The 13,041-nt window shown below is 53.2% G+C and carries 17 protein-coding genes; 9 read left to right on the plus strand and 8 right to left on the minus strand.

Translation table 11 applies throughout. From position 1 onward, the window contains the following. Positions 1 to 19: 19 nt before the first annotated feature. Positions 20 to 235 carry a DUF3126 family protein gene (locus K1718_RS12935; RefSeq protein WP_152501308.1) on the plus strand — a complete coding sequence of 72 codons (216 nt, stop codon included), beginning with the start codon at positions 20 to 22 and terminating at the stop codon, positions 233 to 235. Between the two features lie 87 nt (positions 236 to 322). Here the strand turns inward: K1718_RS12935 and K1718_RS12940 are convergent, their stop codons facing one another. Next, the gene (locus K1718_RS12940; protein ID WP_265682360.1) at positions 323 to 1,012 is read right to left on the minus strand and encodes a hypothetical protein; all 690 of its coding nucleotides are present in this window, start codon (positions 1,010 to 1,012) and stop codon (positions 323 to 325) included. A 213-nt stretch (positions 1,013 to 1,225) separates the two neighbouring features. Between K1718_RS12940 and K1718_RS12945 the strand changes: the two genes are divergently transcribed. Both K1718_RS12945 and K1718_RS12950 read left to right on the plus strand, forming a co-directional pair. Beyond that, a complete protein-coding gene (locus tag K1718_RS12945; RefSeq protein WP_209006928.1) occupies positions 1,226 to 1,549 on the plus strand; it encodes a DUF6949 family protein in 324 nt (107 codons plus the stop codon). 5 nt (positions 1,550 to 1,554) lie between these two features. After that, positions 1,555 to 2,082 (plus strand): gamma carbonic anhydrase family protein, encoded by a 528-nt coding sequence (locus K1718_RS12950; RefSeq protein ID WP_265682357.1) that lies wholly within the window; start codon positions 1,555 to 1,557, stop codon positions 2,080 to 2,082. Positions 2,083 to 2,289: 207 nt separating this feature from the next. On the opposite strand, the gene K1718_RS12955 is transcribed toward K1718_RS12950, so the two are convergent. From K1718_RS12955 to K1718_RS12965, 3 genes are all read right to left on the minus strand, one after another. Then, on the minus strand, positions 2,290 to 2,904 hold the full coding sequence (locus K1718_RS12955; protein ID WP_265682356.1) for a transglutaminase-like cysteine peptidase: 615 nt from the start codon (positions 2,902 to 2,904) through the stop codon (positions 2,290 to 2,292). Between the two features lie 406 nt (positions 2,905 to 3,310). Next, on the minus strand, positions 3,311 to 3,946 hold the full coding sequence (locus tag K1718_RS12960) for a PilZ domain-containing protein (RefSeq protein WP_152501312.1): 636 nt from the start codon (positions 3,944 to 3,946) through the stop codon (positions 3,311 to 3,313). Between the two features lie 349 nt (positions 3,947 to 4,295). Further along, positions 4,296 to 4,940, minus strand: coding sequence for a PAS domain-containing protein (locus K1718_RS12965; protein WP_152501313.1), 645 nt, complete (start codon positions 4,938 to 4,940; stop codon positions 4,296 to 4,298). 601 nt (positions 4,941 to 5,541) lie between these two features. On the opposite strand from K1718_RS12965, the gene K1718_RS12970 reads away from it, so the two are divergent. Both K1718_RS12970 and K1718_RS12975 read left to right on the plus strand, forming a co-directional pair. After that, the gene (locus tag K1718_RS12970; RefSeq protein WP_152501314.1) at positions 5,542 to 6,330 is read left to right on the plus strand and encodes a rhomboid family intramembrane serine protease; all 789 of its coding nucleotides are present in this window, start codon (positions 5,542 to 5,544) and stop codon (positions 6,328 to 6,330) included. 99 nt (positions 6,331 to 6,429) lie between these two features. Further along, positions 6,430 to 6,861 carry a CBS domain-containing protein gene (locus K1718_RS12975; RefSeq protein WP_265682355.1) on the plus strand — a complete coding sequence of 144 codons (432 nt, stop codon included), beginning with the start codon at positions 6,430 to 6,432 and terminating at the stop codon, positions 6,859 to 6,861. 125 nt (positions 6,862 to 6,986) lie between these two features. Here the strand turns inward: K1718_RS12975 and napF are convergent, their stop codons facing one another. Then, on the minus strand, positions 6,987 to 7,505 hold the full coding sequence (gene napF / locus K1718_RS27535) for a ferredoxin-type protein NapF (RefSeq protein WP_152501316.1): 519 nt from the start codon (positions 7,503 to 7,505) through the stop codon (positions 6,987 to 6,989). A gap of 341 nt (positions 7,506 to 7,846) precedes the next feature. Here napF and K1718_RS12980 point away from each other — a divergent pair, with 341 nt between their 5' ends. Further along, entirely contained in the window at positions 7,847 to 9,145 is a 1,299-nt protein-coding gene (locus tag K1718_RS12980) for a methyltransferase (RefSeq protein WP_265682354.1), read from the plus strand. Positions 9,146 to 9,195: 50 nt separating this feature from the next. Here the strand turns inward: K1718_RS12980 and hisI are convergent, their stop codons facing one another. After that, on the minus strand, positions 9,196 to 9,651 hold the full coding sequence (gene hisI, locus K1718_RS12985) for a phosphoribosyl-AMP cyclohydrolase (RefSeq protein ID WP_265682352.1): 456 nt from the start codon (positions 9,649 to 9,651) through the stop codon (positions 9,196 to 9,198). A gap of 43 nt (positions 9,652 to 9,694) precedes the next feature. Continuing rightward, positions 9,695 to 10,330 carry a GTP cyclohydrolase I FolE gene (gene folE / locus K1718_RS12990; protein WP_152501319.1) on the minus strand — a complete coding sequence of 212 codons (636 nt, stop codon included), beginning with the start codon at positions 10,328 to 10,330 and terminating at the stop codon, positions 9,695 to 9,697. Positions 10,331 to 10,627: 297 nt separating this feature from the next. Between folE and K1718_RS12995 the strand changes: the two genes are divergently transcribed. Both K1718_RS12995 and yidD read left to right on the plus strand, forming a co-directional pair. Next, on the plus strand, positions 10,628 to 11,080 hold the full coding sequence (locus K1718_RS12995) for an iron-sulfur cluster assembly scaffold protein (protein WP_152501320.1): 453 nt from the start codon (positions 10,628 to 10,630) through the stop codon (positions 11,078 to 11,080). Between the two features lie 20 nt (positions 11,081 to 11,100). Continuing rightward, positions 11,101 to 11,451: a membrane protein insertion efficiency factor YidD gene (gene yidD / locus K1718_RS27540; protein ID WP_418068122.1), complete on the plus strand. Its 351-nt coding sequence runs from the start codon at positions 11,101 to 11,103 to the stop codon at positions 11,449 to 11,451. Between the two features lie 43 nt (positions 11,452 to 11,494). Here the strand turns inward: yidD and K1718_RS13005 are convergent, their stop codons facing one another. Further along, positions 11,495 to 12,394, minus strand: a complete 900-nt coding sequence (locus K1718_RS13005; protein ID WP_152501322.1) for a DMT family transporter — start codon at positions 12,392 to 12,394, stop codon at positions 11,495 to 11,497. 110 nt (positions 12,395 to 12,504) lie between these two features. Here K1718_RS13005 and K1718_RS13010 point away from each other — a divergent pair, with 110 nt between their 5' ends. Continuing rightward, positions 12,505 to 12,978, plus strand: a complete 474-nt coding sequence (locus K1718_RS13010) for an Lrp/AsnC family transcriptional regulator (protein ID WP_285806073.1) — start codon at positions 12,505 to 12,507, stop codon at positions 12,976 to 12,978. The last annotated feature ends 63 nt before the right edge of the window (positions 12,979 to 13,041 follow it).

Here is a 13,041-nt window from a genome sequence, read left to right on the forward strand (position 1 = left end):
GTACCAACAGGAGAGCCCTGTGAAGCCCGACGAAATCCGCAAGATTGAAGCTTATCTGCAATCGAAATTTGAACTGGCAAGCCTTCAGGTTCGTGCACGTCCGCGAAAGGACGATAGCGCTGAAGTCTATATCGGCGAGGAGTTCATCGGCGTGATTTTCAGGGACGATGAAGATGAGGACCTGAGCTGGAATTTCCAGATGGCGATCCTGGAAATCGACCTGGAAGATGTCTGAGATCGCTTGATCAGAACACGACCTGTCAAAAGGCGGCATCCTGAGGGATTGTCGCCTTTTTTGTTTCAATGCGCCGGTTGCTATCGGTTATCGGGCTTTGAAGCTATCGATTTTCAAAAGCACGGCTCGGTCAAGACGTCGCCAGTCTGACAAGAGAGACCTGTCAAACGAATACCGCAGGTCAAGCCCGGAGGAGAACTGTACCGCGCGGTGGCAGGTGGCCTTCGAAGTTGAGCTTTGCTGGCGGCATCTGGCGATAAATCCGTTTTGTTTTGAAGGGTCATAGACGATCATGTCTGACCGCTTGCCACCTAGGCGGGACAGGTTGAGAAGTTTGAGGCCTCCTGGGCCGGACAGTTCACCACCCCGCGCAAGTCGTCTGTAAAACGGATCCAGTCGCGCACGCAGACTTTCGCGGCCTGGATTGTGTTCAAGCTCGATCCGGATCAGCTCGTCACCCAAGAGGCTGCTTCCGCTGGTATGCGGCCCCAGACCGGGCCATGTCATTGCAAGCCGGACATAATTGGACGACGAAGGCTGTTCGAGCAGGTTTCTGCGCTGACTGATCACGTAATCAGGAGGGACTACGAACCCGGTTGGTCCAATGGCTATCTGGATCGGTTCAGCAGGAATGCTTCCCATCACTTGCAAGTGATCTGCCCAAAAGCGGACACGTTCAAAGATATAGGCTGCAGCCAAAAGACAAATGGCCACAGACAGGTAGGTGAATATGCGTGAGCGGTTGCCAATGGGCTCTGGCAGCGTAACTGGAATCAACGGCCCAACTCCGCAAGGCGCATTGCACTGATCTGGCACACAATGTCCCGAAGCGAAACAATTGTCCCGCAATAGGAATGGTGAGGGACCGGCATGGCCGGCCGATTTTCAGGGTTTTCGCCCATTCGGCTTTCCGGCACGGTGTTTGCACTTGACCGTTTAGTATTTCTTAATCACTTTCCTGCCTGGAAGGTTAACAAGGGGTTAATGGGCGTGTTGTTGGACCTACTTCTCGTTGGATACATCGCGAGTGCCGGCTTTGTGGCGGCAGGAGTCCTCGGCAGTCTTTACCAGCTTGTCACCAAAGAGCCCCCGAAGTTCAACTTCGGCGGCGAAGGGTTTTTGAGCTTTCTGACCGGCATTACTCTTTGTGTGTTTGCCGGACCCTTCATCATCATGCGAAACGCCATACGCGGACGCAGAATTGAGAAACGTCCACTGGGCTGGCTTGTGGCTTCGTCAACGATTGCAGGCATGTGGAGTGTCTGTTCGGGCGTGATGGTGATGAATGTCGCGCTCATTGTGGCTGGGTTCTAAGACTGATGACCCTCTACGCACTCGAAGGACGTGTTCCCAGTTTTCCTGAAAGCGAAGCTTATTGGGTGGCTCCAACTGCAGTCCTGATTGGGGACATTCGTCTTTCAGAAGAGGCGAGCGTGTGGTTCGGCGCCATCTTGCGCGGCGACAATGAGCCGATCAGCGTTGGTGAAAGATCAAACGTGCAGGACGGGTGCGTTTTCCATACGGATATGGGGTTCCCTCTGACAGTTGGAGCTGACTGTACCATCGGCCACAATGCGATCCTGCATGGCTGCACGATCAAGGACAATTCTCTGATCGGCATGGGAGCCACTGTACTGAATGGTGCCATCATCGGGTCCAATTGCATCATAGGAGCGAATGCTCTCATAGGTGAGGGCAAGGTGATCCCTGACAACTCGCTCGTGGTCGGAATTCCGGGGAAAGTCGTTCGCGAACTTCCACCGGAAGCAGCTGCGGACATAACCAAGTCCGCTGAAGGCTATGTCCGCAATTGGCAACGGTTCAAGGCGGGCCTTTCCGAGACCTGATTCACGGTTTCTGGTTTCCGGTACATCTTTATCCCGACCGTAAAAGGATCGGGAACCGGCCTGCGGGGGGCGGGCCGGTTCCCTGGATCCGGTCGTGGTAGGGATGGGGAGGGTGGGGACGCGACCGGATCGTCCAAGTAGGCGCAACGTCAAATGCAGCGCCAATCCCAATCCTTGCGGTCTCCTGCTGTTGCAGGGCTGACCGTGTTACCTGGAGACGCTGCTGACAGTTGTCACACGCGTATCCGCTATGCCTGTCCAGGCTACAGGTGAGCTGGCGGACTGACGTTTGATGTAGCGATAAGGCGTCGAGTACCAGGGCAACACCGCTTCGATCTGATTGTCGAGGATCATGTCTCCATGATCCGTCCGGACCGTCAGGACAGCATGACCAGAGTTCTGAACGTCTTTCGCGACCGTGATCAGAAGAGCGCTCTTGGGCCAACCGGCCTCCATCAGCACGCGTTGCTTTTCCAGAACGTATTCTTCGCAGTCTCCGTAACCGTTGACCGGATAGGACCAATGCTCTTCCTTGCCGAAGAGATCGTTGTCCGTCATCGGTTTCACTCTGCGGTTGACCTCGGCGTTGACGGCAATGAGTTGCTGCCAGAGCTCTTCATTGAGCTGTACGACGACAGGGTCATAGCTTTCACGAGGACAGGCCCAGCCATTGTCCTGACAAAACTGTTTGTGTCCGATCGGCGCTTTCACGGACTTCTTCATGTCCATGAACCGGCCGGGATCAGCGTTTGCAGCGGTCCCAGCTGCAAATGCGCTCATCAACAAAGTAGAGGTGAACAAGATATTCCGAAGTAATTTCATCGTAACGCCCTCCCCAAGGCTGACGCAACGATGACCTAATGCTTTTTACTTCGAGAAAATCTTCAAAGTAAAAAGCTAAATGTATTTGATGATTGTTTGAGTTTATTTTTATTACTATTTGAGCTTTATTTAAATAAAACTTGATTCAAATTTAGCTAAAATTGTATCTAAGTTCTGCAAGTCATTGTGAAAGAGGTGTTTTTGGTTGCAGCAGCAGGGAGCTTTCTTTCAAGCGGCCGGCGGCAAAACAGTGCCACGAGAGTTGAAATCAGTGCCAACGGCGCGATCCACGACCCCAAAAAAAGTCAAAAAAACTTGCAACAAACGACCAGGCTTTGGCTGAAGAGCAAAAAAACCGCGCTCAAATGAGCGCGGTCTCAATGACTTGCAAAGAAGATTTGGAGGATCAGTTCTCTTCGGGAGCCGAGATGTGATGTTCGAGCAGTTCACGGCTTTGAACCGCCGCGAACTCAACCGCGATGCCACCTTCGATCTTGCGAACCACGCGCGCGTACATTTTGCCAAGCGTGATGCCATCACCCATTTCCGGCAGAATATCAGTGGCAATCGCCGCACCCGACAAAGAAACGTCGATAATGCGGCAGACATGCTCGGAGCCGTCCGGGAGAATCATCTTTGTCATTGGGTTCTTGGGAACGAACCGATCGTGGCGACGATCTTCGGGAAGGTTCAATTCGTCTCTGTTGGCAAGCCAGGTCAGGACGTTGGCAATCTTGTCGCGTTTTCGGACAGTGTTTCGCAGCTCGACCGCAAATCCGCCGTCGATCAGTCGGGAAATGCGACCTTCGACACGGCTCAAATGATCGAGATATGCAACGACGCGCTCACCGACCTGGCCGGTCACCGGCGTAATCATGGCAAGACCGCCCGGGGACATATCAATGACCTGACACGGATACTCGCGTCGATCCTCGAGCATAAACCGGCCAAGAATGTTTACCTGAACCCGTTGATGTCGCCGGCGATCAGTGACTTGAAGCGATTTGCTTCCTTCTGTAGCTGTTGCCAATCCGGCGGTCATGCCTGCTCTATCCAAATCCGCGCGCAAATCGCGTTTCCCCGGCCAGGGATGCGATTCAAAAGACGTGTTTGAATCACTTTAGGCAGCTGGGGTTAACGATGTGTAAGAGTGTACCCCACAAGACGCGCAGATCTAGGGCTAGGAGTGACTAAATTGTTTTCATTTGGCAGTTTGGGGCAAAATTTCGCGTAAAACGAGCTTTGACAGTCATTTCCATCATGGATGAACAAATCTCAGGCACGGCGAGTCGCAAAGAACATGGGAAACGGTCAGCGCGGATAGGTCTTGCCGAATTTCAAAGGCAACTGCCGCCGGTGGCGATTTGATGGACCGGCGGCATTCAGTTTGGTCAGGACTTTCCGCCCGAATAGACAGTCAGATGACCGACTTTCTTTTCGGCACCCTTGGGCAAGGGCGGTGTCGGCATGGACATGCCTTCAGCGGTAAAGCGCGGAACGATTGGATTGAGTGCAGCCGGTGCATCGACGAAATACGGACGCTCATCCGGCCACACCAGGCGCAGGCTGCTGATGGATTGTTTCAGGATCGGGTGCAGACCGATCCAATAAGGTTTTTCCATCGGAGTACAGCTACCAAGAATTCGAATGCGTCCTTCGCCGGGCACATTCAATGGCACCAGCAGCATTTCCATCTGGAGAATTTGATCGCGTTCAGTGTGTCCGTTTATGCCGATAACGGCTGCTGCGGCGTCTTCTGTGATCGCCGCAATCAGGCTTTCCAAGGCTTCCCGGTCCTTGTCGTTCCAGCCTCGCAGAAAGTTGCGCCCTTTCAGCTCACGGCAATGCGCAGAACACAATCGGGTGCCGGCCAGACGATACCGCACGTCCCTAGGACCGTTTGTTTCTAGAATAAATGTGTCGCCCAACAGCCCGCGAATTTCACCGGGATCAACTTCGCTGCGGTTCGGGGCAGGGCGGGCGCCGCGCAGGTTGTCCCAATACGAATAAAGAGTTTGCGTCACGCCGTGTTTCATCTGGTATCGCCTCTATGCCGATTTGGTCCCGTTGTTTCGTCTCAAGACAACTCTTGTTTCAAAACGGGACGTTTTTCGTTTCCCTGTGAGTGTTTGCTCCCTACGAAGCAGGGCGCATGCCAAGTTGAGAGGCGATTGGGTGTCGTTAGGTCGGCCAATTTCCGGCCGTCGGCATCGCCGATGGCAGAAATTAAGGTTAATGATCGGTAAAGCTTGTTTTTCGAGGTGCGGGCTGGCAGCTTAACGATCAGTTCACGGTGATGACGGGTGGGAGGAGCCTGTTGTCAGAACACTTGGCAGCGAACCGAAGAAAAGAGCTGAAAATGCCACTTCGGATTAATTGCGCCGGCGAAGTGAACCATAGTCCTTGACGGAGCGTTGTGGGGACGCGACCGGCTTCAGGGGGGCGTTACGAAGCGTCGGTTGTCGTCTGCGACAGCCGGCGCTTTGTTTTTCTGCGGCAGCTTCTGACAGGAGCGAAAGACGCTTCCGATCTCTCTCTGGAATTCACCATGTCACACAATGCAGAGCGCGCAGATGAATGCTGCACTTGTTTTGTTGTTGTTCTGGCTTAGAAGAGAGATGGAAAGGCTGAAGGTTGATGAACGTATATCGATTTGACGAAGAGCGCGCCCGACGCGAAAAAGCTGAGCAGGATCAGAGGCAGAACCGTCCCTCCGAGCCGCCGGTGTTCAATTTGCCCAATATCATCATCTGGCTCGCCGGCGCGATGATTGTCATTCATCTGCTGCGTACAATTGTGTTGCCAGTCAATTGGGACAATTGGATCCTTTATCTCTTTGCGTTTTGGCCGGTGAAATTCACAGCCCTTTCCAGCCTTTCATTTCTGGAGATGGTGTCCAGTTTCTGGAGTTTCATAACCTATTCGTTGCTGCACGGCAGCGCCATGCACATCATCTTCAATCTGCTCTGGATGGCGATTTTCGGCAGCGCAGTGGCCCGACGGTTTGGAATTGGACGGTTCTTGGCGTTTTCTGCCGTGTGTTCGGTCGGGGGCGCTTTTGCTCATCTGGCCACGCACTGGGGAGAATCAGCACCCATGATTGGAGCCTCGGCTGCCGTGTCAGGTCAGATGGCAGCCGCAATCCGGTTCGTATTTGAACTGGGTGGTCCGCTTGGTGCATTCCGTCGGTCAGATCAAGCAGCATATTTTGTCCCGGCCCAGCCGCTTGCCGAATGCTTCCGCAATCAACAGGTCCTCGTTTTTGTTGCGGTGTGGTTCGGTTTGAACCTATTCTTCGGCATTATGAGCGGACCCGTGGCGGGGCAGCCTGCAAGTGTTGCCTGGCAGGCCCACATTGGTGGTTTCCTCGCCGGTCTTGCCCTGTTTCCGTTTTTCGACCCGGTCCCACAACGTCGATCTTCCTGACCAACTGCGGCATCACAACGGTTTGCGCGGACTGTTTTTTTTGCAATGATGCGTGTACCCCGCCTGTTACGGGGCATTGATGCCATGGGAGGTTTTTAAATGACCGTTGCCGCAATATTGAGTGGGAAAGGCCACGATACAATTACCGCGCGGAGCGAAGCGCTTCTGAGCGAAATTTGTGAAACCCTGGCAAAATATAAGATTGGTGCTGTGGTTGTTTGCAATGGCGACAAGGAAATAGAGGGCATCATTTCTGAACGCGACATTGTTCGGACGATTGGAACCAAAGGCCCGTCTTCGCTGAATGTTCCAGTTACCGCAGTGATGACGAAAGAGGTTGTCACATGCACTGAAGGCAACAGTGTCAACGAAGTGATGGCACGGATGACACAAGGCCGCTTTCGTCATATGCCGGTTGTCAAGGACGGCAAGCTGACGGGGGTGATCTCAATCGGTGATGTCGTCAAATACAAGATTGCCCAAGTTGAGCTGGAAGCTGAGCAAATGCGCAGCTACATCACGATGGCATAGGCAACCGCAGCCTTTTATCGCGCCGTGTCCTCAATCGAACGCTGCTGCGGCAATTCCTGGCGAGGCAGGGTTGCCGCCAGTCCACTGTGAGCTGGCCAGAATATTGTAGTTGAAGTTGATGCGCTTCAGGCCGCTACAGGATCAGCTGCCGGCAGCTCCCTCAAAGAAACAGCACCCAATGGGCAAGTGCTGACACATGAGCCGCAACCCGTGCACAGTTCCGTATCTACCACAACATGACCCTTTCGAGCCCCGGCTGTCTCAATCCTGAACGCCGAAACCGGGCAAACGTCGCTGCACAGCTGGCAACTTACGCCATTGTTCTGAAGACAACTCGAAGCCACGACCGACTTGTGTTTCCAAGGTGCAGTTTTGGCAAGGTCAAAGACCGGTTCTTCGCAGGCGAGTGCGCACTTCTCACAAAATGTACATTCTCCTGCATCGAAATCTACGAATGGCTTGTTGTCCTTGTCAGGCCGCAAGATCAGTTGCGGGCAGGCATGAACGCACGCATCGCATCCAGTGCAATGGTTCTGAATTGACGTTTCACTCGTCCAGGGTGGCCTGATGAGCCGGTCTTCCGGTGAGCTGGAAACATCTCGAAGCTGCACATGCGCCGCTGGAAAATTTCGCTCGACAGACATGATCCCCTCCCGTGATCAGGTTTTCGACCGACGTAGCCATTCGAATTTCTTGGTCTCGATAAGTGTAGGCAAAAACGGCATTGGAAAATATTCGGACTAATACGCAAGACGTCAGGTGAAATACGATGATTGATCAGTATTCCGACGTGCGGAAAAATACTCATGTCACTATACTGCATAGATGTTGAATGAATATTCTGATTAGACTTTTTCCTGAGGTCTTGTTCCAAGGCGGGAGTTCGGAATTGAATGAACATCTAGCGAAAGACTACGGGCTTCCTTAAGGTTATGTAGATCAAGAGCTGACGGTCGAGAGTCATTGGCTGATGGGGGACAGGTCATTGGATATCGAAGAGAGATTTGCAGAAGGTCTGGAAGCGCACCGGCAAGGAAATGGGGAAGCGGCCTTGGCCGCCTACAAGGATGTTCTCGCTGCAAATCCGGATCATCCTGACGGACTTCACTACCTCGGGCTCTTGCTGTTCAAGAAAGACGACCCGGAAGACGCTCTATCCCTCATAAGGCATTCGTTGCACATTAACGAGAACAACGCGTTTGCCCGGAACAATCTCGGTAACATTCTCAAACTGATTGGCCGCAGAGAGGAAGCGTTTGCTGAATATATTTTGGCTGTGGAACTGGATTCGGACCAAAAGGACGCGTGGCACAACCTTGGAATTTTGGCCGGAGAAGCGGGTCGCAACGACGAGCTTCTGAGAAGACTTGCCGATTTGAAAGATCGTTACCCGAACAAAGGAGACGCCTGGCGCATCTATGGTCTTGCAGCGGGACGGGCAGGGAAGCTCGATGAAGCGGCTGAAGCGTTGGACACAGGCCTGACGCTTGGTGTTGAAACACCATTTCACGCGGTCAGGGCCGTGCGGTTTTTACACGAGCTCGGTCACGGAGATCGTGCCACCGAACATTTGGAAAAACTCGTTGACCAAAACCCGGACGACACTTCTCTCAAGTTCCACCTGGCCGCTGCGCGTGGCGAGAAACTGGCGCAGGTTCCGGAAGATTATGTCAAATCGCATTTTGACAGCTTTTCAGACAGCTTCGACGAAGTGCTTGAAATACTTGAGTACAACACGCCCCAAAGGGTGGCCAATGCCGTAAAGCTTCTTGCAGAGCGGTCTGGTGCACCGTTTCCAGACGTTGCAGATCTCGGTTGCGGGACCGGCTTGTGCGGTCCGTTGATACGCGATGTAAGTGGTCGGCTGACGGGTGTGGATCTGTCTCCTGGTATGTTGCAGAAGGCAGCTCAGCGCAATGCATATGACTTTCTCGTTGAGGGAGAGCTGATTGCATTTTTGAACGCAGATCTGCCAACTCACTTTGATTTATGCGTCTGCGTTGACACACTCTGTTATCTCGGCGATCTGACGCCGTTTTTTGAAGCGCTCGACAAGGCTCTGAAGCCGGGAGGCGTTTTGGTGGCGAGCGTCGAAATGCTGGAAACAGATAAAGAGGCGTTCCAACTGAACGCGAGCGGACGTTACGCCCACAATTCTGACCATATCCGGCGAACTGTTGAGACTGTTGGCCTGAGATACGGACCAGAGGAAACTTCAGTCTTGCGCAAGGAATTCGGCAAGGGGGTTGAGGGGCTGGTTTTTCATGTTTTCAAGGATCCGTAGGCTTCTCTGAAAACTGGCAAGTACCTGCCCCCACTTTTTGCGACACATTGTCAGTGCTTGCCGTAAACTTCATTCGGATCATAAACGCGTTCTGCTTCAACGCGCTCCAACCGAGCCGTACCCGATGCCGGGCTGGTCACCTTCCGGAAAAAGCATGAGCGATAACCAACGTGACAGGTTGCGCCATTGCCAGCGACCGAGACTTTCAGAACCAGGGCATCCTGATCGCAATCGGTCAGAATCTCATGAACCGTTTGCACCTGGCCCGATGTTTCGCCCTTTTTCCAGAAGCCTTTGCGCGAGCGGCTCCAATACCAGGCTTCGCCGGTTTCAATCGTTCGTCGGAGCGCTTCTGCATTCATATACCCGACCATGAGAACTTCGCCGGACACGTGGTCCGTTACCACGGCGACGATAAGTCCGTCGGCGTCGTATTTGGGCATCAGAAGATCGCCCGTTTCGACCGTATCCTTGTCGCCACGTTCGGAAAAAACGATGTCAGTCATGAGAAAAGCCCTTGTCAGAAATCTTCCGGCAAGGGCCTTGGTGTCAAATGCCTTTGCCGCGTACCAGAGACATGAATTTGGCCTGCTCGGCCGGGTCGTCCTGGAAAACTCCGGTAAACTGGGTGGTAATCGTTGAGACGCCTTGTTTCTGGACACCGCGCATGGTCATGCATTGGTGTTCAGCTTCCAGCAACACGGCCAGTCCCCGCGGCGCCAGGGCATCGTCAATGACCGATGCAATCTGCGCCGTCAAGTTTTCCTGTGTTTGCAGACGTTTTGCAAAAATGTCGACAACGCGAGCAAGCTTCGAAAGGCCAACAACACCTTCGGCCGGATAATAGGCAATATGCGCCTCGCCGATAAACGGCAGCATGTGATGTTCGCAATGCGAATGGAAGGGAATGCCCCTCACAAGCACAATATCCTTATATCCGCCGACATCCTCGAAAGTACGCTCAAGATGCTCGGCGGGATCTTCAAAATACCCGCTGTAAAGCTGGCTCAGTGCCTTGGCGACCCGTTTGGGGGTGTCTACCAGACCTTCTCGGTCTGGGTCATCCCCGGTCCAGGCAAGAATGGTTCGTACTGCCGCTTCTACTTCCTCACGATTTGGCCGGTGCAATTGATCCGGCGTTTTTCTTTCAAACGGTTTTTCAACCGGCTTGAGGACAGCATCCATGGGGATCCTCGCAAAATTACCCGTTTCACTCGTCATACGGCGCTTGCCTGTGCACAGATCAAAGGGACGGCCCTCTATTTTCTATTGAAGCCGGGTCCATTATCATACTCCACACAATAAGCGAACGCACAGTTTCTGAGCGGGTTTAGTCGGTATCGAACGTGCATCCGTCACGCCTAATTGCCAACTGCGACCACTCTGCCCCTTGCGAAATTGCCGTGGCGACTGATCTATATATATGAAAGCACCATGCCATCAATGTGGCACGCGATCACTGGCTTTCACGAAGAGGCGAGAATGCTGGACGACATTTATAACGCTAAGATCCTGGAATTCGCAGGCAACATCCCGCGGATTGGCCGTCTTGAGCATCCTCACGCCACCGCCAAGGCCCATTCAAAACTTTGTGGGTCGACCGTTGTTGTGGATCTTTGTGTTGAAGATGGCGTGGTGACGGATTTTGCCCACGACGTCAAAGCCTGCGCACTTGGACAGGCATCATCTTCGATCATGGCCCGTCACGTTGTAGGAGCCAGCGCTGATGAATTACGAGATGTCCGTGACACCATGCGCGCTATGCTTAAAGAGGGTGGCGAAGCGCCGACTGGGCGTTTTGAGGACCTAAAGTTTCTTGAACCCGTGCGCGAATATAAGGCTCGCCACACTTCAACGCTCTTGACGTTTGATGCGGTGGTCGACGCCCTTGATCAGATCGAGGCTAAGGTCGGTCAGGACAGTGTGGTTGCTTAAGGGCAATCACATGCACCTTCATGTGTTCGCCAATCTCACCAGATAAAGAAAATGCGCGACCCCTCACGGTGCCTGGTCGCGTTGCTATTGGTTTGATCTGGATCTACCGACACTCTCTTTCCCTTGTCATGGGGCGATCCTGCCGATACGCGCCGACATGTTCGGATTACACCGAGCAGTCAATCAGGCGATTTGGCTTCTGGGCAGGCGGTTGGGTCGGATTGTCGCGCATTCTCAGATGCAATCCCTGGGGTGCATCCGGATTTGATCCAATCCCGGATGACTTGCCCAAAGATGCGCGATGGTGGTGTCCCTGGCGATATGGCCGGTGGACCGGTCAGCATATTCCAGACGATCATCGACTTGATTGAACGCGATGATCGTCTGGATTGACTTTCATTCATATCTGCTTGCTCAGGACACACATTGGCCTTTTCTTCGGCCAAGTGACAGTTTCCAGCCAAAGGTCAGTCCCATGGCGGAAAGAACAATAACAGCGGCACCAATCAGCTGCGGGACATGCAACTGATGGCCGAAAGCGACGTAGTCGACCAGGATCGCGACAACTGGATAGATGAATGAAAACGCGCCTTGTAGATAGGTCGGCAATTTCTGGACAGCGCCATACATCAATACATACATGATACCGGTATGGACAATGCCAAGAGTTGCAAGCGCTGCCCAGGATGTCCCGGTCTGCGGTAGCGCCGACCAGCTTACAAACGGGGCAAGCATCAAGATACCTACACAGACCTGGATAAGGGCGATCAGCTGCGGTGGTGTGCCAGTCAGTTTTTTCGTGAGAAGTGCGGCTACTGCCCAGAAAAATGCTGCCGACAAGGCCAAGGCAATTCCAAGTGCATAGTTGGAACCGATATAGTCAGCTGTTGCGGGTTTGGCTTGAATGATCAACAAAACCCCAAGGAACGCGAACGCAAGCCAGCCAAGTTTAACCGAAGAAATGCGTTCCTTCAGGAACAGGGCTCCAAAGCCCACCAAAATGAATGGCTGAGTGTTGTAAACGGCGGTTGCGACCCCGATAGATGCTTCGCCATACGCACTGAACAACATCGCCCAATTGACGACGATCGCAAAACCACCAAGTGCGGCCATCAAAAGCGTCTTGAGTGTCAGCTGGCCTCGCAACAGGCCTTGGGCCGAACAAATGACCAGCAATGCGAGAGCGCCAAAGGCGCAGCGCCAGAAGACGACATCAATTGCGCCTTCTCCTGACAGGACAACGAACAGGCCGATCGTTCCGAGAATGGTCATGGCCGCCGTCATTTCGGCAGCACCGCGAAGTGTCTTGTCCAATTTAGCCTCCTTGGGTTCCGATGTTTCCAAGGGTGACAAAGTGTTGGGACGAATTACATAACGAAAATTAGACTTTTTGTACTATGAGCCTTATTAAGTAAGATAATTCGATGAAAATGGTGAAAAAGATGAAGTTGGATGCCGCGGACAGAAAGATCGTTGAAGCGCTGATTTCCGATGCGCGTATGTCGTTGAAGGATCTCGCTGCACATGCGGGGCTGTCTTCACCGGGCGTTTCGGAAAGGATCCGCCGCTTACAAGATCGTGGCATCGTGCGCGGTTTTTCTGCAGAGATCGATCTTAAGGCGCTGGGCTACAGTCTCCAGGCAATCGTGAGGATCCGGCCGTTGCCGGGAAAATTGCATATCGTGCAACAGCTCATTCAGGACATCCCTGAGTTTTGCGAATGCGACAAGGTGACGGGGGAAGACTGTTTTGTTGCGCGTCTCGCGGTTCCAAGCATCGAGGACCTTGATGGCATCCTCGACAAAATCTCGGACAAGGCGGAAACCAGCACGTCCATCGTGAAATCTCAGCCGATCCGGCGGCGACCGCCGCCTTTGGTTATAGACTGCGAAAGTTAGAGCCAACGATGCCGTCAGTCTGAAACCAGCAACGATGGAACCGGTTGACGACCCAAAGCAGCC

This window comes from Roseibium porphyridii, assembly GCF_026191725.2.
GTDB lineage: Bacteria > Pseudomonadota > Alphaproteobacteria > Rhizobiales > Stappiaceae > Roseibium > Roseibium porphyridii.

Coding starts and splice junctions, on each gene's coding strand:
- K1718_RS12950 (WP_265682357.1), top strand. CDS start 1,555: ATGACCCTCTACGCACTCGAAGGACGTGTTCCCAGTTTTCCTGAAAGC.
- K1718_RS12955 (WP_265682356.1), bottom strand. CDS start 2,904: ATGAAATTACTTCGGAATATCTTGTTCACCTCTACTTTGTTGATGAGC.
- K1718_RS12960 (WP_152501312.1), bottom strand. CDS start 3,946: ATGACCGCCGGATTGGCAACAGCTACAGAAGGAAGCAAATCGCTTCAA.
- K1718_RS12965 (WP_152501313.1), bottom strand. CDS start 4,940: ATGAAACACGGCGTGACGCAAACTCTTTATTCGTATTGGGACAACCTG.
- K1718_RS12970 (WP_152501314.1), top strand. CDS start 5,542: ATGAACGTATATCGATTTGACGAAGAGCGCGCCCGACGCGAAAAAGCT.
- K1718_RS12975 (WP_265682355.1), top strand. CDS start 6,430: ATGACCGTTGCCGCAATATTGAGTGGGAAAGGCCACGATACAATTACC.
- napF (WP_152501316.1), bottom strand. CDS start 7,505: ATGTCTGTCGAGCGAAATTTTCCAGCGGCGCATGTGCAGCTTCGAGAT.
- hisI (WP_265682352.1), bottom strand. CDS start 9,651: ATGACTGACATCGTTTTTTCCGAACGTGGCGACAAGGATACGGTCGAA.
- folE (WP_152501319.1), bottom strand. CDS start 10,330: ATGGATGCTGTCCTCAAGCCGGTTGAAAAACCGTTTGAAAGAAAAACG.
- K1718_RS12995 (WP_152501320.1), top strand. CDS start 10,628: ATGCTGGACGACATTTATAACGCTAAGATCCTGGAATTCGCAGGCAAC.
- yidD (WP_418068122.1), top strand. CDS start 11,101: ATGTGTTCGCCAATCTCACCAGATAAAGAAAATGCGCGACCCCTCACG.
- K1718_RS13010 (WP_285806073.1), top strand. CDS start 12,505: ATGAAAATGGTGAAAAAGATGAAGTTGGATGCCGCGGACAGAAAGATC.